Genomic DNA, 18,847 nt, shown 5'->3' on the forward strand with positions numbered 1-18,847 from the left:
AGAACCGTGGGGAGGCCGCGCGTACCCAGCAATCATCATGCCTGGCGGCAGGTCCGGCCCACGGTTGCGAAGGATGGGGCGTAGCCCCATCTTACGAGCCTTGGCGGAATATGTCGGCGCTGTGGCCTCAGATTTCCATCAATTCGAAGTCCTCTTTGCGGGCGCCGCATTCAGGACAGACCCAGTTTGGGGGCACGTCTTCCCAGCGGGTGCCGGGCGCAATGCCTTCGTCGGGCAGGCCGGCCTCTTCGTCATAGACCCAGCCGCAAATCAAACACATCCAAGTACGCATAGTTCTCTCTTACATCAATCCAGGCCCTTGCCCGGCATCAGGGCAAAGGTAAGGGGCTTCCATTAGAATGGGGACAATCTTACCGAAACCCAATAGGGGTTCCCCTGATTCACCGCAAATGAGTCCGGGCGCCCCTCCACTCTAACGCTGTCCAAGTGGCCCCCGTTACTCCCCCTCTCGTTTTGGTCTTCGGTCCGCTCGATCCCTCGGGCTCCGACGGCTTGCCGGCAGACGCCGTCACTTGCGCCAGCCTGGGTTGCCATGGTCTGGCGGCCGTGACCGCGCTGACCGTGCGGGATACCGCCGGCATCGAAGAAATCCATCCCGTCACGCCTGACCTGCTGGACGACCAGGCGCGCTGCCTGCTCGAAGACATGTCCGTGCAGGCCATCAAGGTGGGCGGACTATACACCGCGGAAACCGCCAGCGTCGCGGCGCAGATCGCCGCCGATTACAGCCAGGTGCCGCTGGTCCTGCATCTGGGCCAGCGCGCCCAGCCGCCGGCCGACGCCGCCGACGAGGACGATGCCGACGACCTGCTGGCCGCCACCCTGGAGCTGGTGCTGCCGCAGACGGACCTGCTGATCATCGAGCACCTGCGCCTGGCGCAGTGGCACGCCGACGGTGACATTGATATCGGGGACGCACCGACGCCCATGCATGCCCTGCTGGCGGCGGGCGCGGAATGGGTCCTGGTCCTCGGCAGCCCGCAGCGGCCCGGCCACTACGCCAACATGCTGCTGGGACCCAACGGCCAGACCTCCATCCTGCCATGGCATGCGCCCCCGGACCGCAACGGCGACGCCGGCGGCGTGGCCGCCGCTGCCATTGCGGCCATGCTGGCTCGCGGCCTGGAAATGCCGGAAGCCGTGCGCCAGGGACTGGCGCACGCCGACGCGGCAGTCGCCGCCAGCTTCCTGCCGGGCATGGGCCGGCGCATTCCCAACCGGATTCCCTCCCAATGAAAGCGCTGCGCTTCCCCACTGGCCTCTATGGCGTCACCCCCGAATGGGACGATACCGAGCGCCTGCTGCTGGCGGTGCGCCAGGCCGCCGCGGGCGGCATGCGCTCGCTGCAGCTGCGCCGCAAGAACGTGCCCGACGCCGTGCGCGCCGCCCAGGCCCGCGCGCTGGCGCCGCTGTGCCGCGAACTGGGCGTGGTCTTCCTGATCAATGACGACTGGCGCCTGGCGCTGGAAGTGGGCGCCGACGGCGCGCACGTCGGCCGCGAGGACGAAAGCCTGGCGCGCATCCGCGCCGAGGCCGGCCCCGACCTGATCCTGGGCGGCTCCAGCTACGACGACCTGGGCCGCGCGCGGGAACTGCTGGCCGCGGGCGCCGACTACATCGCCTTCGGCGCCATGTTTGCCTCCACCGTCAAACCCGATACCGTGCGCGCGCCGCTTTCGGTCCTGACCGAAGCGCGCCGCCTGACGGACAACTGCGATGCGCCCCGGCCCGCGGTCGTCGCCATCGGCGGCATCACGCCCGACAACGCGCCGCTGGTGGCGCAGGCCGGGGCCGACTCCATCGCCGTCATCACCGCGCTATTCGAGGCGCCCAGCATCCGCGCCGCCGCGGCCGCATGCTCCGCGCCGTACTCCGACAACCCCAACCGCAAGCCTTGAACGCCATGTCCAGTAACGCCCAGCTTTTCGAACGCGCCTGCCGCAGCATCCCCGGCGGCGTCAACTCGCCCGTGCGCGCCTTCCGCTCCGTGGGCGGCACGCCGCGCTTCATCAAGCGCGCGCAAGGCCCGTATGTGTGGGACGCGGAAGACAAGCAGTACATCGACTACGTCGGTTCCTGGGGCCCCGCCATCCTCGGCCACTCGCATCCTGAAGTAGTGCGCGCGGTGCAGGAAGCCGCGGTCAACGGCCTGTCCTTCGGCGCCCCCACCGAAGCGGAAATCGAGCTGGCCGAAGTGCTGATCTCGCGCCTGCCTTCGCTGGAGCAGGTGCGCCTGGTCAGCTCGGGCACGGAAGCGACCATGACGGCCATCCGCCTGGCCCGCGGCGCCACCGGCCGCGCCAAGATCGTGAAATTCGAAGGCTGCTACCACGGCCATTCGGACAGCCTGCTGGTCAAGGCCGGCTCCGGCCTGCTGACCTTCGGCAGCCCCAGCTCGGCCGGCGTGCCGCCGGAATTCGTCTCGCACACGCTGACCCTGGAATACAACAACCTGGACGCCGTGCGCGAGGCTTTCGCCCAGCATGGCGCCGACATCGCCTGCATCATCGTCGAGCCGGTCGCCGGCAACATGAACCTGATCAAGCCGGCCCCGGGCTTCCTGGAAGGCCTGCGCGAAGTCTGCACGCAGCACGGCGCGCTGCTGATCTTCGACGAAGTCATGACCGGCTTCCGCGTCGGCCCGCAAGGCGTGCAGGGGCTTACCGGCGTCAAGCCCGACATCACCACGCTGGCCAAGGTGATCGGCGGCGGCATGCCGGTGGGCGCCTTCGGCAGCAGCGCCGAGATCATGAAGAACATCGCCCCGCTGGGCGGCGTCTACCAGGCCGGCACGCTGTCGGGCAACCCGGTGGCCGTGGCCGCGGGCCTGGCCACGATGCGCCTGATCGCCGCTCCGGGCTTCTACGACAAGCTCGCAGCCCAGACCGCCAAGCTGGCCCAGGGCCTGCAGGAACGCGCCCGCGCCGCCGGCCTGGCCTTCTCGGCCGACTCGGTGGGCGGCATGTTCGGCATCTACTTCAGCGATAAGGTCCCGACCTCGTTCGCTGAAGTCTCGGCCTGCGACACCGCGGCGTTCAATCGCTTTTTCCACGCCATGCTGGACCACGGCGTGCATTTCGCGCCGTCCGCCTTCGAAGCGGGCTTCGTCTCGGCCACGCACGATGATGCGGTGATCAAGTCCACCCTGGACATCGCCGAAAAGGTCTTCGCGTCCATGTAACGACGCCGGGGAGCCGGCCTGCGGCCGCTCCCCTTCAAGGCGCCTTGTAGTGCTCGTACAAGGCGGTCACATCCCGCACGTACGCCTGGGTTTCCGCATAGGGCGGCACGGCGTCGTATTTGCGCACCGCTCCTTCCCCCGCGTTATAGGCCGCCAGCGCCAGATCCAGGCGGCCGGGATACTGGTCGATCAGCCGGCGCAGATGGCGCGACCCCGCGTTCACATTGGTCGCAGGATCCACCAGCGCCGTCTCCACGTCCGTCACCGACAACAACGGCGCCGCGGTGGCGGGCATCAGCTGCATCAAGCCCAGCGCCCCCTTGGGGGAGCGGGCGTCGCTGCGAAAGCCCGATTCGATCGCGATCACGGCAGTCAGCAAGGCCTGATCCACGCCCGACTCCCGGGCTGCCCGGGCAATCAGCCCGTCATGCGCCTGCGGTACCTTCAGGTCTCCCCAGCGCTGCGCGCGCGACGCGGAGGCCAGCGTCACCAGGCGTGCGCCATCGCCGGACTTGGACTCGCATTCCAGGCAGACCTTCATGCCGCTGCCGCGCCAGGCAGTCCTGGCCTGCGCCCGCTTGTAATACTTGGCGTAGCCCGTGGGCACCTTCATGGAACGCCACACGCCGTAGGGATCCTTGTAGCGGTAGATGTCGGCCGCCTGGGCGGAGCCGGCGGGCGCCAGCGCCAGAATGCCGGCCGCCAGGGCTGCCAGCGCCGCCATGCCCGCGGCGCGCGCCGCGAGGGCGCGCAGGGCCGGCAGGACAGAACGGGGATGGCGGTGCATGGGTGGGCTCCGGCGGCGTCCGAAGACGTGTAATCGAGCTCCTATGCTGCTGCCGCAACGCCCATTTGTCGCTAGTACCGACGCCCTAGTCCTGGCCGAACGGTCGCCGTCCCAGGAGCAAACAGGGGCAGAACTAGGGCATGCGGTGGAATTTTCCCTGCCTACTTTCCAGTAGCCCATGGCACTTACGCTAGAATATGACTTAATATTTCCTATAATTACTAAATAATTTCACCTAACAGAAACACCAGGCTGGAGAGGCAAGATGGACGCAGAAAACACGCTCCAGCTGACGCTGGACGCCACGACCAACGTCCTGACGGCGGTCTACACGCCGCCCGCACGTCCCGATGCAGCGGATTCCGCCCTGGCGTCCGCCTCGCCGGCCGAGACGGACGGGGCGGCCGCCCTCGAGGCCGAGGCCAGCGTCGCGGTCGCGGACGACGACGAACCACGCCCCCAAGCCAATGCCGACCTGCCCAGCTGGGACACGCTGGCGACGGTGGCCGTCGCTCAAGGCTGGGGCGCCGAAGCGCTGGACAGCCAGGCCGTCCTGACCTTCATCGACCTGTGCCGCCACGCCAACGAACCCGTGCGGGCCCCGGTTGGCCAGGTCGTCGACGGTTCGCTGGAACTGGAACTGGACGCCGAGCGCATGTCCGCCCTGCTGACCCTGCTTCCGCCCAAGGGGGGCAAGCCCGTCACGCTGGAAGCCGTGCGCCAGGTGCTGGCCGAGCGCGGCATCGTCCACGGCATCCTCGAACAGGAGCTGATCGACACCGTCACGCAAGGCCGCCGCGAAACCACGCAGATCGCCCGCGGCACGCCGCCCACCCGCGGCACCCCGACGCGCTTCGAAAGCCTGCTGGACCGCCTCAAGCCCCGCGGCCAGGACATCGACGAACTGGCCCAGGTGGACTACCGCGACCTGGGCAGCCTGTTGCTCGTCACGCCCGGCATGCCGCTGATGCGGCGCACGCCGCCCCTGCCCGGCGTCGACGGCAGCACCGTGCTGGGCGAACCAATCCTGCCCGACGAGCTGCCTGACACGCCGTTCGCCAGCGACCTGTCCGGCGCCGCCGTCGACCCGGAAGATCCGCTGCTGCTGCGCGCCACCATCGCCGGCACGCCCACCCTGGTCAGCCACGGCGTGCAGGTCAATCCCCTGGTCGAGGTCGACGCCGTCAACCTGAGTACCGGCAATATCCATTTCGAAGGCTCGCTGCTGGTGCGCGGCGACATCGCCGCCACCATGGAAGTCCACGTGACGGGCGACGTAATGGTCAACGGCACCATGGAAGCCGCGCTGGTCGAGGCCGGCGGCAACGTGACGGTCAAGGGCGGCGTCATCGGCCTGGCCGAAGCCCTGCAAGACGCCACCGCCGCCGCACGCACCGCGCGCGTCGTCTGTGGCGGCGCGCTGCGCGCCAAGTTCATCGAGAACGCGGTCATCAGTGCAGGCAAGGACGTAGACGTGGAGCGCGAAGTCCGCCAGAGCAGCATCGCGGCCGGCGGCAGCGTCAACGTCGGCCCGCCCAACACTCAGCAAAGCGCCATCACCGGCGGCCAGACCCGCGCCATGCAGGCGGTGCGCGCCGGCACCATCGGCTCGCCCTCGGGTATCCCGACGCTGGTGCAGGCCGGCCTGGATCCGCACGCCGACATCAAGCGCTCGGCATTGGCGCGCAAGCGCCAGAAGATGCACGAGGAAAAATCCAAGCTGGAACAACTGCTGATGTTCCTGAAGGCCAATCCTCAGCGCGCCCCGGGCGACGTCGCCGACCGCGCCCGCAACACCCACGTCAAGCTCAGCCAGGACCTGCTGGCGCTGGACGCGGAGGAAGCCCAGCTGGTGCTGGACCTGCAGCCCCTGGCCAGCGCCACCATCCAGGCCGCGCGCCGCTTCTGCGGCGGCGCGACGATTCAGGTGGGCAACAAGGTGCAGGAATTCCTGGAAGATCAGATCGGCGGCAAGGCCGCCGTCGAAGAAGGGCAGATCGTCATCCGCTGACGCCGCCCGCTGGCGCCTTCAGGGCGCCAGTTCCTTGAACCAGGCGCGCGGCGAAATGCCGCGGTCCGGCCCCAGGATGGAAAAGCCGCCGTCCACGGGTATGTCCACCCCCGTCATCCACGAAGCCGCGTCGGAGCAAGCGAAGCACACGGCCGCGGCGATCTCCTCGCCCGAGCCGACCCGCCCCAGCGGATGGAAATGCGCTCCCACCGCGTCCGCCGCCGGACGCGAACCGCCCGACAACTGTTCCACCGACGGCGACCAGGTCCAGGCGGGCGACACCGCCAGCACGCGTACGCCAGCCGGCGCCAGTTCCACCGCGAAGTTCTTGGTGATCTGCAGCAGCGCCGCCTTGGACGCCGGATAAAGCGCGCGCCCTGCCGCGCCGAACTTGCCGCCCGTGCTGCCCATGTTCACCACCACGCCGCCGCGCGGCAGCAGCGGCGCAGCCATTTGCGTGAAGATGGCCGCCGACACCAGGTTGGTGTCCAGCGTGCTGTGCCATTCCGCGCGCGACGAGGCCAGGCCCCGGTCCGCGTACTGGCAGGCGTTGTTGACCACGATATCCAGCCGCCCGAAGCGCGCCACGGCGGCGTCGATGCAGCGCTGTATCTGGTCGTCCTGCCCGATGTCGGTTTCGCAGTACAGCGCGCGGCCGTCCAGCTCGTTTTCGAGCTTGCGGCCGGCCTCGGCATTGCGCCCGACCAGCACCACGTTGACGCCGGCCGCGGCCAGGCCGCGCGCGATGTCCGCGCCCAATCCCTGGGTGCTGCCGGTGACGATGGCGGTCTTGCCGGCCAGCCCTGGAAAGCCTGTGAAGTCCATGATGAATCCTTGATCAATGAGGCGCGGCGGCCCAGCGCACAGCTTCCGCCACCGGCCCGGTTTGCGCAATCAGGCGCATGCTGGCCAGCGACGCGTCATGCACCGCCGGGTCGGCGGACGCGCAGGCGTCCTGCGCCACCATGACTTCGAAACCGATGTCGGCCGCATGGCGCACCGTGCCCTCCACCACCGAATGCGTGGCGACGCCCGCCACCACCAGCCGGCGCGCGCCCAAGAGCCGCAGCGTCTCTTCCAGCGGCGTGCCGTAGAAGGCGCTGATGCGGGTGTGCTTGACCACGAACTCGCGCGCGCTGCCCGCCAGCGGCTGCAGCCCCTCGTAGAAGGCGCTGCCCCATTGCCCCTCCGGCACCGCGCCGATGGCGGCCACGTTGCGGAAGATGGGGCAATTGGCCATCAGGTCGGCGTAGTCCGGCCGGAACGCGATGCGCACGTGCACGATGGGCAGGTCATGCGCCCGCGCGCCCGCCAGCAGGGCCGCCGCATTGTCCAGCAGGCGCTGGCGCGCCCCGCTGTCCGCATCCAGGCCTACACGGATCTTGCCCTCGGGGTGCAGCACGTCGTTCTGGAAGTGCAGCGCCAGCACCGCGGCATCGGTCGTGGTCACACGAACACCTCGAACACGTCGTGCACGTCGTCGCAATTGACCAGATCCACCCGCTTCATGCGGATACGCCAGCTATCGCCCTCGGCGGCCAGCTTGTGGGTATAGCGGCCCGCCAGCTGGCGCGGCTGGCGCTTGCGCCATTCGGTCATCTGGAAGGTGGAATGCACCACCAGGTTGCCGCCCGCGTCCACGCCCTCGATCTCCACCGCGCCCACCAGCCGCGCGCTGCGCGTGGGCGGCTGCTGCGACCAGTTGCGCGGATGCTCCAGCCGGCGGATGCGCACGTCGCGCAGCATGCGGTCTTCCCAGAACAGCGAGATGTGGTCATACGGACTTTGCTGGCCCGGCACGCGCGGCATCCAGTACATGCCGTCGGCGGTCCACAGCGCCTGCCAGTCGTCGTAGCGGCGCTCGTCCAGCAGACGAGCCTCGCGATACAGGAACTGCGCGATGCGGTGGTAGGCGTCGGCCGGCACCTCGGCCGGCGACAGGCCTTCCGTGCTCACGTCGAAATCAAGGTCTAGCAGCATGAGCGGTCTCCGGTGGCGGCGGCTTCCGTGGCAGCGGGGCCGGCTTCCATATAGGTCTTCCAGGCGTCGAACTGGTTGCGCATGGGCAGTTCGCTGGTGCCGTTGACCGACACCAGGCCTTCGCTATCGCTGCGGTCGCTGCCGTGGTAGCGGTGCATGCTGACCCATTCGCCGCCGCGTGTGGCATTGCCTTCCTGGCAGCGGTTGTAGAGTTCGATGTCGTCCGGCATGACGTTGGACGAAGGCGAGTTGATGACGTTGGCGTACAGCATGGCGCGCTTGAACACCCCGTCCGGCGCGCCCTTGCAGCGGAAGGTCTGGATCTCGATCATGGTGCGGTCCACGGCGATGGGGCGGATCACGCGGAACTGCTGGAACACCGTGTGGGGCGAGCCGCTGCCGTAGATCACCGTGTTGTGGCGGTTCATGCCCAGGATCTCGCGCGCGCGCGTCTCGCCGTAGGCGGCGGTCAGGGTTTCGAAATGCGCGCGCGACACCGGGTCGCGCTCGGCCGCGCCCGGATTGAAGATGCCTTCCATGTAGCCGTGGCCGTTGGGATAGGCGCGCAGCTCCAGCTTTTCCCAGAATTCGTAGGGTTCGCCGTTGCCGTCCATGATGTGCAGCTCCAGCGGCATCTCGCCCATTTCCTTGGCCTCGTCGCGGGCCGCGGCATATGACGATTCATGCGTGACGCGGGCATGCATGGTGTCGTGCAGGTTCTCGTAGAACACCTTCCAGTTCGAACGCTGCATGACGCGGAAGATGCCGCCGGCCACTTCCACCTCGCCCACCGGCGAACGGTCGCAGAGGTTGTCGATCGACGAGCGCACGCCGCCCAGGAAGTCTTCCAGCGCCGGGCCGTCCTTGGCCTGGCTGGCGAACACGAAGCCGCGATAGCTTTCCACGCGCGCCACCCGGCGCATCGAGAAGGACGGATCGGCGGGATCGTAGGCCGTACCCTCCAGCCCCTGCTTCAACGGCACGCCCAGATGGCTGCCGTCCAGCTTGAAGGTCCAGGCGTGGTAGGGGCAGCGGAAGAACTTGCCGACACAGCCCTCGCCGTCGGCCACCACCTTGGCGCCCTTGTGCGGGCAGCGGTTGTACAGCACGTGCACGCGGCCGTCGGTGGCGCGCACCATCAACACGTCCTGGTCGCCCAGGCGCGTGGTGTGGTAATCGCCCGTCTTGGGCACCTGGCTTTCATGCCCCACGTAGATCCAGGCGCGGCCATAGATCCGCTGCATCTCCAGGTCGAAGATGGCGGGGTCGGTGTAGACGCCGCGGTGCACGCTGTCGCCGCGCACCATCGCGGCCAATTGCTCTTCGGTGTATGACATGTCCGGCTCCTACTTGTTCTCGCTTTCTTTCCAGCGCGCCATCAACGTGTTCGACGGCAAGGTCTCGTCCAGCAGCTTGGCGGCGGTCTCGCGGCCGGCCACGGGCAGGCCCTTGGGGTCCAGCAGGCCCACCTGCACCAGCACGCTGGCCTGGTCCCAATAGATGTGCTCGTGATAAAGCTTGTCGCCGCGGAACTTGACGATGGCGATCAGCGGAATCTCCACATACTTGCCGGTGGGCTTCACGCCCGGCAACAGCCAGTCGATCTCGGTGGTGTGCGTGAAGCAGAACAGCAGCTCGTCCACGATCTGCGTGGCGCCCACCGTGCGCGACAGCGGCACCAGGCGCGTGTCCGGCGGATTGCTGTTGACGAAGTGGTGCTGGTAGAAGCGGCTCAGTTCCTTGTGGCCCACGCCGCCGGTCATGGTGGGAATGTGGTTCACGTAGGGTTCGGCCACCATGGTGGCCATCGTGGCCGCCACGTCGCGCGTGCCGAATTCGTACTCGCAATGCTTGTCCCAAAGGTACGAATAGTCGAATTCCGGCCCGATGGCGCGCTGCAAGGCCGCCATGCTGCGCTGGTGTGCCATCAGCGCCGACGGCTTGTCGTAATGGTCGCCGCCCGTGCGTGCGAACGCATGGTCCATGCCCGGATAGACGTAGATCTGCACCCCGGGCTTGTTGCCCAGCGCCTCCAGGATGCGCTGGCGCGCCTCGGGCGGACAGAAGCCGTCCTGCTCGGCGATGTGCAGCACCAGGCGGCCGCGCAGTTGCGACGCTTCGTCCAGGCTGTTCTCGATACCCACGCCGTAGTAGCCGATGGCCACATCCACGTCGGTGCGGCAGGCGGCCAGGTAGGCCAATTTTCCGCCCAGGCAATAGCCCAGCACGCCGACTCCGCCCTGCTGCTCGGACAGCCCGCGCAGCGCGGCGATGGTGGAAGCGATGTCCTTCAGGCCCAGCTCCACGTCGAATTTCTGGTAGAGCTCGAAGGCGCGCGGCATGTCGGCCGGGCCGTCGGTCAGCTGGATGCCCGGCTGCTGACGCCAGAACAGGTCCGGCACCAGCACCACATAACCTTCCTCGGCCAGCAGTTGCGCCGCGCGGCGCATGAAGTCGTTCACGCCGAAGATCTCCTGGCACAGCACCAGGCCCGGGCCGTGCCCGGACGCCGGCACGGCCAGATAGGCGCCGAAGGACTTGCCGTCATGCGAGGCCACCGTCACTTCGCGCGTCGTGATGTTCTGGGTCATACGTATCTCCTTGTTGCGGATGTCCGCCCTACTTCATCTGGCAGGCTGCGGCGAAAGGGTCCTGGTACTGGGTCAGCACCGTGCCCGACAGCTTATTGGACAACTTGCCCCCCGCCCCCGCCTCGACGATGCGCAGGTAATAGTTCTGCACCGGATACTGGTTGCGGTTGAATTTGAAATCGCCGCGCACCGACTTGAAATCCGCGCGCCTCAGCGCCGGACGCAGCGCATCCGCCTCCAGCTTGCCGCCGGTCTGGCGCACCGCGCTATCCAGCAGCATGGCCGCGTCATAGCCCTGCGAGGCATACAGCGTGGGGCTGCGGTTGTAGGTCTTCCGGAAATCCTCGACGAACTTGCGGTTGGCCGGGTTGTCCAGGTCCGATGCCCACTGCGAGGTATTGCGCATGCCCTCGATGGGCGCGCCCACCGCCGCAATGGTGTCCTCGTCGCCCGAAAAGCCCGGCGCCAGCAGCGCGATCTCCTTGGACAGGCCGGCGCCGTTGAACTGCTTGATGAAGTTCACGCCCATGCCGCCGGGCAGGAAGAAGAACACCGCGTCCGGCTTGCTGGCGCGCAGGCGCGTGATCTCCACGCCATAGTCCAGCTGCCCGAGCTGGGTGTAGATCTCTTCGGACAGGCCGCCCTTGTACAGGCGCTTGAAGCCGTTGAGCGATTCGCGCCCGCCCGGATAGTCCGGCGCGATCAGCGCCACGCTCTTGTAGCCCTGGTCGGTGGCGTATTTGCCCATCGCGGCCGGGATGTCCTCGTTCTGCCAAGCCACCGCGAAGAAATTCGGATTACAGCCCGCGCCCGCATAGTTCTCGGGGCCCGTATTGGTACTGAGGTAGATGGTCCCCGATTGCAGGATGGCCGGCATCACCGGCAGCAGCACGTTCGAGAACACAATGCCCGTCATGACGTTCACGCGGTCGCGCTTCAACAGCCGCTCCACCGCCTGGCGGCCGGTGTCCGCCTTCTGCTGGTCGTCCGCCACCACCACTTCGGCCGGCAGTCCGCCCAGCTTGCCGCCGGTATGCTGCAGCGCCAGATTGAAGCCATCGCGGATCTCGTTGCCCAGCGCCGCGCCCGGCCCGGACAACGTGGTCAGCAAGCCGACCTTGACCTTGTCCGCCGCCACGGCGCTCGCCGCCGCCGTCATGCACACCAGCGCAGCCAGCGCGCGCCGGCTCCATAGCTTTTGATTCATGAGCCACCCCGTTTTTCCCGCCCGGCCTGGCCGGCGGAAAGCTGACAGAACCCGTCTGCCGTCGGTTAACGCATGCTGCCGAACAACGCCGCCAGCTTACGCGCCGCGGCGGCGCCCTCCAACCAACACGCGAAGGGCCTGCCGGCTAGATTAGGCTGCCCCAGGGAGCCGCTCTATCCGGATTCCGTCAGCCTTATCCGGGAATCACTTAATTCCAAGTCCTTGACGTTTAAAGTACCCTCGCCAATGACACGGGAGCGTTCCCGTCCCGGAGGCATCCATGCACGGCTGGTCCCGACTCACGCTTGCGCCCCTGTTCAAGCGGCGCGTCTTCAGCTCCACCCAGCAGGACGAGACGCGCACCCTCGTCTCCGAAGCCCTGAAAGAGCACCGTCTCACCTGGAAAGGCGGCCGCGTCGATGCCGAGCTGAACCGGGGCCGCTTCGGTTCGCTGACAGTCTGTACGCTGCGCTACGGCGCCGAAGTCCACATCGAACCCGACCGCCTGCAAGACTTCATGCTGGTCCAGGTCCCCCTGAGCGGCCGCGCCTGTATCGAATGCGGCAACGACCGCGTCGACGCCGACCCCGACTGCGCCGCCGTCATCGCCCCCAACCGCCCGCTGAAACTGCATTGGGAAGCCGGCTGCGAACAGCTGCTGCTCAAGATCCCCCGCGGCAAGCTCGAAGCCATCGGCCAGCGCGCCTTCGGCGAGGCCGCCACCCGGCCGCTGGACTTCAGCCCCGCCCTGCGCCTGGACAACCCGGTCGGCGCCGTCTGGCGCAGCATGGTCGAAAGCCTGATCCACCTGCTGCCCACCCTGGATGACGGCGCCCCGCGCCCGCCCGCAGCCTGGCTGGAGCACCTGGAAGACACGCTGGTGCTGCACCTGCTCTACAACCAGCCCAACAGCTGGCAGGCGCATGCCGGCATCGCCCCCGCCGTCCCGCGCCGCCTGAGCGCGGCGGAATCCTATATGCGCGACCACCTCGCCGTCCCGCTGACCCTGGCGGACATTGCGCGCCATGCCGGCGCCAGCGCCAGCGCGCTGACGCGCCTGTTCCAGGAACACCGCAACACCACGCCCATGAACGCGCTGCGGGCGCTGCGGCTGGACGAAGCCAGAAGCCGGTTGCGCACGCAGGCAGGCGCCAGCGTCACGGAAGTGGCGCTGGGCGTGGGGTTCGGACATCTGGGGAGGTTCTCGGAGTATTACCGGGAACGCTTCGGGGAACTGCCGCGCGAGACGCGGCGGGTGATGGAGTGACGGGGATGGAATGACTCAGGCCACCCGCGCTCCTCCAATGGAAACCACCGTCGCACTGAAGTCCTTCAGCAACGCCTCCCTGCGCGCAGCCACGCTCTCCATCGCGGCCTCCTTCACGTGGCCATACCCCCGGATGTCCTCGGGCAAACTCGCCAGCGCCACTGCACGGTCCAGGTTCCCGCGATTCAGCTTCGACAGGATCGCCGTGATTGTCTCCCGGTACTCGCGGATCAGTTCGCGTTCGGCGCGGCGCTCGGCCGTGTAGCCAAACGGGTCCAGTCTCGTGCCGCGCAATCTGCGCATCCGCGCCAGCACCCGGAACATGCGCAACATCCCCGGGCCATAACTGCGCTTGATCAGGTGGCCGTCCTTGTCGCGCCGCGCGAACAGCGGCGGCGCCAGGTGGAAACGCAGCTTCCAGTCGCCGTCGAACTGCGCTTGCACCCGCTTGAGGAAATCGCCGTCCGAATACAGCCGCGCGACTTCGTATTCGTCCTTGTAGGCCATCAGCTTGAAGTAGTAGCGCGCCACCGCCAGCGCCAGCCGGTTGGTGCCCGTGGCCTCGCGCTCGGCGCGCGCCACCTTGTCCACCAGTTCGGTGTATTGCAGGGCGTAAGCCTGGTTCTGGTAGTCGGTCAGAAACGCCTTGCGCACCGCCACCACCCGCTCCAGCTCGCCCGTCGGCTTCTTCAGTTCCAACACAGGCTTGTCGGCGCGCGGACGCTTGAGCTCGATGATGCCCTCCGGCCGCGACGGCGCGCCGCCGTTGGCGATCAGGCGCTTCACGTCCGCCAGGTCATGCGCGGCGCGGCGGCCCCAGGCGAAGGCGGCGAGGTTGTTCGGCACCTGCTGGCCGTTCAGTTCGATGGCGCGCAAGAGCGCCTGCTGCGACAGCGGGATCCAGCCCTTCTGGTAGGCGTAGCCCATCATCAGCGGATTGGAGTAGATCGCATCGCCCAGCAGGCCCAGGGCCAATGCGGCGGCATCGACAGTGGCCAGGTGCTCCTTGCCGCAGGCGGACGCCAGGTCGGCGGTCAGGTTGGCGCCCGGCAGCGTCCAGTCCGGATTGCTGACGAAGGACGCGGTCGGCGCGGTGTCGCTGTTGAGCAGCACGCGGGTGCGGTCGGGATTCACCCGCGCCATGGATTCGGCGCTGGTGGCCACCACCAGGTCGCCTGCCAGCAGCAGGTCGGCCTCGCCCATGGCGACCCGCGTATTCAGCAGGCGGTCCGGCGTCTGCGCCAGCACCACGTGCGAGTACACCGCGCCGCCCTTCTGCGCCAGTCCCGCCATGTCCAGCACCGAACAGCCCTTGCCTTCCAGGTGCGCGGCCATGCCCAGCAGCTGGCCTATGGTGACCACGCCGGTGCCGCCCACGCCGGCGATGAAGACGCCGTAGGGCTGATGCAGTTCGCGCGCTGCCGGCTGCGGCACGTCGTCGTCGATGGCGCCGTCCTGCGCCAGCGCGCCCGGCTTCTTGAGCTTGCCGCCTTCCACCGTCACGAAGCTGGGGCAAAAGCCCTTCAGACAGGAGAAATCCTTGTTGCAGCTGGACTGGTTGATCGTGCGCTTGCGGCCGAACTCGGTGTCCAGGGGTTCCACCGACAGGCAGTGCGATTTCTGTGAACAATCGCCGCAGCCTTCGCACACGCGTTCGTTGATGAGCACGCGGCGGGCCGGGTCCGGGTAGGCATTGCGCTTGCGGCGGCGCCGCTTCTCGGTGGCGCAGGTCTGGTCATAGATCAGCACCGATACCGCGGGATGCTCGCGCAATTCGCGCATGACCGCGTCGAGCTCGTCGCGGTGCCGTACCGGCACGCCGGGCGCCAACCCCTCGACATGCTTGTACTTGTCGGGATCGTCGGTGACGACGATGATTTTCTCGATGCCCTCGGCCGCCACCTGGCTGCTGATCATGGGCACGCTCAAGGGTCCGTCCACCGGTTGCCCGCCCGTCATCGCCACCGCGTCGTTGAACAGGATCTTGTAGGTGATGGGCACCTTGGCCGCCACCGCCGCGCGTATGGCCAGCAAGCCCGAATGGAAGTAGGTGCCGTCGCCCAGGTTGGCGAACACGTGTTTTTCCTCGGTGAACGGGGCCTGGCCCACCCAGGGCACGCCCTCGCCGCCCATCTGCGTAAAGACATCGGTGCTGCGGTCCATCCAGCGGACCATGTAGTGGCAGCCTATGCCTGCCATCCCGCGCGAGCCTTCCGGCAGGCGGGTCGAGGTGTTGTGCGGACAGCCCGAACAGAACCAGGGCTTGCGCTCTTCGACCACGCGCGGGCGCGCCAGCGCCTGTTCGCGGCCGCTGATGAAAGCCAGGCGCGCCTCGATGCCGGCGCGCACGTCCTCGGGCAGTTCGAAGCGCAACAAGCGCGCGGCGATGGCGCGCGCGACCATGGCGGGCGAGAACTCATAATGCGCCGGCAGCAGCCAGTTGCCTTGCGGCACCGACCATTCGCCGCCGTCCTTGTCGTCGAACTTGCCGACCACGCGCGGAATCTTCTTGCCGCTGCCGATCCAGCTGAACAGTTCTTCCTTCAGCTGGTACTCCAGCACCTGGCGCTTTTCCTCGACCACCAGGATCTCGTCCAGGCCTTCGGCGAAATGCTGCATGCCGGTGGACTCCAGCGGCCAGACCATGCCGACCTTGAACAGCCGCAGGCCGATGCGCTGGCATACGGTCTCGGACAGCCCCAGGTCGTACAGCGCCTGGCGCGTGTCCAGATATGCCTTGCCCGAGGTCATGATGCCGAAGCGCGCATCGCGCTGCGGCACATGCCAGAGTTCGCGGTTGAGCTTGTTGGCGCGGGCATAGGCCAGCGCGGCATAGAGCTTGTAGTCCAGCAGGCGGGCCTCCTGCTGCAGCGGCGTGTCGGGCAGCCTGATGTTCAGGCCGTCGGCCGGCAGCAGGAAGTCCTGCGGCAGCAGTATCTCCACGCGATGGGGATCCACGTCCACGGAAGCCGAGACTTCGACGATATCGGTGATGCACTTCATGCCCACCCAGACGCCCGCGTAGCGGCTCATCGCCCAGCCATGCAGGCCGTAGTCCAGCACTTCCTGCACGCTGGACGGAAACAGCGCAGGGATCATGCAGGCCTTGAGGATGTGGTCGCTCTGGTGCGGCAGGGTCGAGGACTTGGCGGGGTGGTCGTCGCCCGCCACCACCAGCACGCCGCCATGGCGCGAGGTGCCGGCGGCGTTGGCGTGCTTGAAGACGTCGCCGCAGCGGTCCACGCCAGGCCCCTTGCCGTACCACATGCCGAACACGCCGTCGTACTTGGCGCCCGGGAACAGGTTGACCTGCTGCGAGCCCCACACCGCGGTGGCGGCCAGGTCTTCGTTGATGCCGGGCTGGAACTCGACGTGATGGGCCTTCAGGTACTTGGCCGCCTTCCACATGTTCTGGTCCACGCCGCCCAGCGGAGAACCGCGATAACCAGACACGAAGCCCGCCGTATTCAGGCCGGCGCGCGCATCGCGCACGCGTTGCATCATGGGCAGGCGGACCAGGGCATGGATGCCGCTCATCCAGGCGCGCCCGGATTCCAGGGTGTACTTGTCGTCCAGCTGGACGGATTCAAGCGCGGCACGCAAGGCAGGCGAAGCAGGAGCGTTCATGTCGACTCCAAGGGATCCAGGATCCCCGGCCGGCGACGCGCGACACCCTCTTGAAGCGCACGCGGGCGAGCAAGGGACGTGAATTGCGGGCGCTGGCGCGCTTCTGTTTCCATTGTTTGTAACCGCTAGCCCCACCCCGGGCAATAGGGCGATGCGATAATTGCCGCCATGGACTTCGCCCCTCGTATCGTCGACTGGCAGCGCCGTCACGGCCGCCACGATCTCCCCTGGCAAAACACCCGGGATCCCTACCGCATCTGGCTTTCCGAGATCATGCTGCAGCAGACGCAGGTGGCGACGGTCATCCCCTATTACGAACGCTTCCTGCAGCGCTTTCCGGACGTGGCCGCGCTGGCGGCGGCCGCGCAGGAAGACGTAATGCCCTACTGGGCCGGACTGGGCTACTACGCCCGCGCCCGCAACCTGCACCGCTGCGCGCAAGAAATCGCGCGCGACTGGGGCGGACGTTTCCCGCCCACGGCGCAAGCCATCGCCACGCTGCCCGGCATCGGCCGCTCCACCGCCGCCGCCATCGCCGCGTTCGCCTACGGCGAGCGCTCGCCCATCCTGGACGGCAACGTCAAGCGCGTGTTCACGCGGCACTTCGGCATCGCCGGGGACCCGACCAAGCGTGAAGTCGAACAGAAGCTGTGGGCGCTGGCGGATGCGCAGGTCGAAGCCGCGCCCGGCCTGGACATGGCCGCCTACACGCAGGGACTGATGGACCTGGGCGCCACGCTATGCACGCGCGGCAAGCCTGCCTGCGAGGCCTGCCCCGTGGCGGACAGCTGCGTGGCCAAACGCGAAGGCCGCCAGGCCGAACTGCCCACGCCCAAGGCGCGCAAGACGATCCCCGAACGCGAGACCTGTATGCTGGTCCTGCGGCATCAAGGCGCCTTCCTGCTGCAGCAACGGCCCGAACCCGGCATCTGGGGCGGACTGTGGAGCCTGCCCGAATTCGACGTGTCGCAAGACCCCGACAGCGCTTCCCGCGCGCTGGGCCTGGAGCCCGAACAGCGCTTCGAGCTGGCGGCCTTCGCCCACACCTTCACGCACTACCGCCTGCACATCCGGCCCTGGCTGGTGCCGGTGCGCGCGACAGGGCTGCACGAGTCCGCAAGGCCGGAACGCTGGGTGCCGGCGGACGAACTGCCGTCGATGGCGCTGCCGGCGCCGGTGAAGAAACTGCTGCAGGGGCTGGTCGACGCCGGGATGCAGGACAGCCTGTTCAAGGGCTGATCTTTCAGGGCTGCGCGCCCCCGCCCAGCAACATCACCAGCTTCAGGTCCGGATGCGTCGCCAGCCGGAACGTGATCTGCTGGTAGGCCAGCTTGCCGCGGCCCGGATGCTGGAATTCGCGCAGGCCGCCTTCACGCTCGACCACCGCATGGCGCGTCCACCAGTGGGCGAACACCGGGCTTTGCCGGTTCAGGTTGTCCAAGAGCGCCAGCACGGCCGGCTCGTCCAGGTGCGCGCCGGCGTCGGCGCGGAATTCCGCCACCACGCGGCGGGCGCGCTGGTCCCAATCCACTACCAGTTCGCGCGCGGCGGGGTCCAGGAAGATGTAGCGCAGCAGATTCGGTTCGGCATCGCGCGCCGGCCAGTTGTCGAACAGGTCGCGCAGGGGCTCGTTGTAGGCCAGCACGTTCCAGGCCCGGTCCAGCACGTAGGCCGGGGCGTTGATCGCGTTCACGCATTCCTGCAAGGGACCTGGCGCGCCGGCGTCGTCGCGGCCGTGCTGCGGATCGGCGCAGTCGGCCAGGTCGAACAGATAGGCGCGTTCGGCGCGGGCCAGTTGCAGCACGCCCGCGATGCGCGACCAGACCGAAGGCGATACCGACACTTCCCGCCCCTGCTCGATCCAGGTGTACCAGGTGACGCTGATGCCGCAAAGCTGGGCCACTTCCTCGCGCCGCAATCCGGGGGTGCGGCGGCGCATGCCTTCGGGCAGGCCGGCCATCTGGGGCGTGATGCGGGAGCGGGCGCTGCGCACGAATTCGCCCAGCGCCTGGCGGCGCAGGGGGGAGCCTTCGTGGCCGGCGGCGCCGGTCTGGGGGGAAGTAGTCATACCAGGATGAGCAATGGACTTGTACGTGTATGGACAGCCGCCTATCTTAGCGCCTGGGCCGCCGCTTCCACCTGCTTTCCACCCCCGTACCGGCCCCAGCCACCCAA

At 67.9% G+C, this 18,847-nt stretch carries 16 protein-coding genes; 6 read left to right on the forward strand and 10 right to left on the reverse strand.

All coding sequences use genetic code 11. The annotated features are described in order from the left end of the window. Positions 1 to 127: 127 nt before the first annotated feature. A complete protein-coding gene (locus ACM1PE_RS26235; RefSeq protein WP_003814980.1) occupies positions 128 to 292 on the reverse strand; it encodes a rubredoxin in 165 nt (54 codons plus the stop codon). A 155-nt stretch (positions 293 to 447) separates the two neighbouring features. On the opposite strand from ACM1PE_RS26235, the gene ACM1PE_RS26240 reads away from it, so the two are divergent. The 3 genes from ACM1PE_RS26240 to hemL are packed head-to-tail and all read left to right on the forward strand — an operon-like array spanning position 448 to position 3,202. Beyond that, complete coding sequence (locus ACM1PE_RS26240; RefSeq protein ID WP_118933643.1) at positions 448 to 1,257, forward strand: bifunctional hydroxymethylpyrimidine kinase/phosphomethylpyrimidine kinase; 810 nt, start codon at positions 448 to 450, stop codon at positions 1,255 to 1,257. Then, positions 1,254 to 1,919: a thiamine phosphate synthase gene (gene thiE / locus ACM1PE_RS26245; protein WP_118933642.1), complete on the forward strand. Its 666-nt coding sequence runs from the start codon at positions 1,254 to 1,256 to the stop codon at positions 1,917 to 1,919. Before ACM1PE_RS26240 ends, thiE begins: the two co-directional genes overlap by 4 nt. 5 nt (positions 1,920 to 1,924) lie before the next feature. After that, on the forward strand, positions 1,925 to 3,202 hold the full coding sequence (gene hemL, locus ACM1PE_RS26250; protein ID WP_419341466.1) for a glutamate-1-semialdehyde 2,1-aminomutase: 1,278 nt from the start codon (positions 1,925 to 1,927) through the stop codon (positions 3,200 to 3,202). Between the two features lie 34 nt (positions 3,203 to 3,236). Here the strand turns inward: hemL and ACM1PE_RS26255 are convergent, their stop codons facing one another. Further along, positions 3,237 to 3,989 carry a lytic transglycosylase domain-containing protein gene (locus tag ACM1PE_RS26255; RefSeq protein WP_419341467.1) on the reverse strand — a complete coding sequence of 251 codons (753 nt, stop codon included), beginning with the start codon at positions 3,987 to 3,989 and terminating at the stop codon, positions 3,237 to 3,239. 265 nt (positions 3,990 to 4,254) lie between these two features. Between ACM1PE_RS26255 and ACM1PE_RS26260 the strand changes: the two genes are divergently transcribed. Beyond that, on the forward strand, positions 4,255 to 6,000 hold the full coding sequence (locus ACM1PE_RS26260) for a FapA family protein (RefSeq protein WP_059377575.1): 1,746 nt from the start codon (positions 4,255 to 4,257) through the stop codon (positions 5,998 to 6,000). Positions 6,001 to 6,018: 18 nt separating this feature from the next. Here ACM1PE_RS26260 and ACM1PE_RS26265 read toward each other — a convergent pair whose 3' ends face one another. The 6 genes from ACM1PE_RS26265 to ACM1PE_RS26290 are packed head-to-tail and all read right to left on the reverse strand — an operon-like array spanning position 6,019 to position 11,778. Further along, entirely contained in the window at positions 6,019 to 6,825 is an 807-nt protein-coding gene (locus ACM1PE_RS26265; RefSeq protein ID WP_419341470.1) for an SDR family oxidoreductase, read from the reverse strand. A gap of 13 nt (positions 6,826 to 6,838) precedes the next feature. Then, positions 6,839 to 7,450 (reverse strand): cysteine hydrolase family protein, encoded by a 612-nt coding sequence (locus ACM1PE_RS26270; RefSeq protein WP_059377573.1) that lies wholly within the window; start codon positions 7,448 to 7,450, stop codon positions 6,839 to 6,841. Beyond that, on the reverse strand, positions 7,447 to 7,980 hold the full coding sequence (locus tag ACM1PE_RS26275) for an aromatic-ring-hydroxylating dioxygenase subunit beta (protein ID WP_059377571.1): 534 nt from the start codon (positions 7,978 to 7,980) through the stop codon (positions 7,447 to 7,449). Before ACM1PE_RS26275 ends, ACM1PE_RS26270 begins: the two co-directional genes overlap by 4 nt. After that, positions 7,971 to 9,317, reverse strand: coding sequence for an aromatic ring-hydroxylating dioxygenase subunit alpha (locus tag ACM1PE_RS26280; RefSeq protein ID WP_059377569.1), 1,347 nt, complete (start codon positions 9,315 to 9,317; stop codon positions 7,971 to 7,973). The genes ACM1PE_RS26275 and ACM1PE_RS26280 overlap by 10 nt, the downstream gene beginning before the upstream one ends. A 9-nt stretch (positions 9,318 to 9,326) precedes the next feature. After that, a complete protein-coding gene (locus ACM1PE_RS26285) occupies positions 9,327 to 10,571 on the reverse strand; it encodes a dienelactone hydrolase family protein (protein WP_059377568.1) in 1,245 nt (414 codons plus the stop codon). A gap of 28 nt (positions 10,572 to 10,599) precedes the next feature. Continuing rightward, entirely contained in the window at positions 10,600 to 11,778 is a 1,179-nt protein-coding gene (locus ACM1PE_RS26290) for an ABC transporter substrate-binding protein (protein ID WP_059377565.1), read from the reverse strand. A 280-nt stretch (positions 11,779 to 12,058) separates the two neighbouring features. Here ACM1PE_RS26290 and ACM1PE_RS26295 point away from each other — a divergent pair, with 280 nt between their 5' ends. Next, positions 12,059 to 13,045, forward strand: a complete 987-nt coding sequence (locus tag ACM1PE_RS26295) for an AraC family transcriptional regulator (protein WP_419341473.1) — start codon at positions 12,059 to 12,061, stop codon at positions 13,043 to 13,045. A 15-nt stretch (positions 13,046 to 13,060) separates the two neighbouring features. On the opposite strand, the gene ACM1PE_RS26300 is transcribed toward ACM1PE_RS26295, so the two are convergent. Continuing rightward, positions 13,061 to 16,672 carry an indolepyruvate ferredoxin oxidoreductase family protein gene (locus ACM1PE_RS26300; RefSeq protein ID WP_419341475.1) on the reverse strand — a complete coding sequence of 1,204 codons (3,612 nt, stop codon included), beginning with the start codon at positions 16,670 to 16,672 and terminating at the stop codon, positions 13,061 to 13,063. A 168-nt stretch (positions 16,673 to 16,840) separates the two neighbouring features. On the opposite strand from ACM1PE_RS26300, the gene mutY reads away from it, so the two are divergent. Next, on the forward strand, positions 16,841 to 17,911 hold the full coding sequence (gene mutY / locus ACM1PE_RS26305) for an A/G-specific adenine glycosylase (protein WP_419341476.1): 1,071 nt from the start codon (positions 16,841 to 16,843) through the stop codon (positions 17,909 to 17,911). Positions 17,912 to 17,915: 4 nt separating this feature from the next. Here mutY and ACM1PE_RS26310 read toward each other — a convergent pair whose 3' ends face one another. Further along, the gene (locus tag ACM1PE_RS26310; RefSeq protein ID WP_419341478.1) at positions 17,916 to 18,740 is read right to left on the reverse strand and encodes a helix-turn-helix transcriptional regulator; all 825 of its coding nucleotides are present in this window, start codon (positions 18,738 to 18,740) and stop codon (positions 17,916 to 17,918) included. Positions 18,741 to 18,847: the final 107 nt, after the last annotated feature.

Source organism: Achromobacter sp. PD1 (assembly GCF_048541815.1).
In the GTDB taxonomy this organism is placed as follows: Bacteria; Pseudomonadota; Gammaproteobacteria; order Burkholderiales; family Burkholderiaceae_B; genus Achromobacter; species Achromobacter bronchisepticus_A.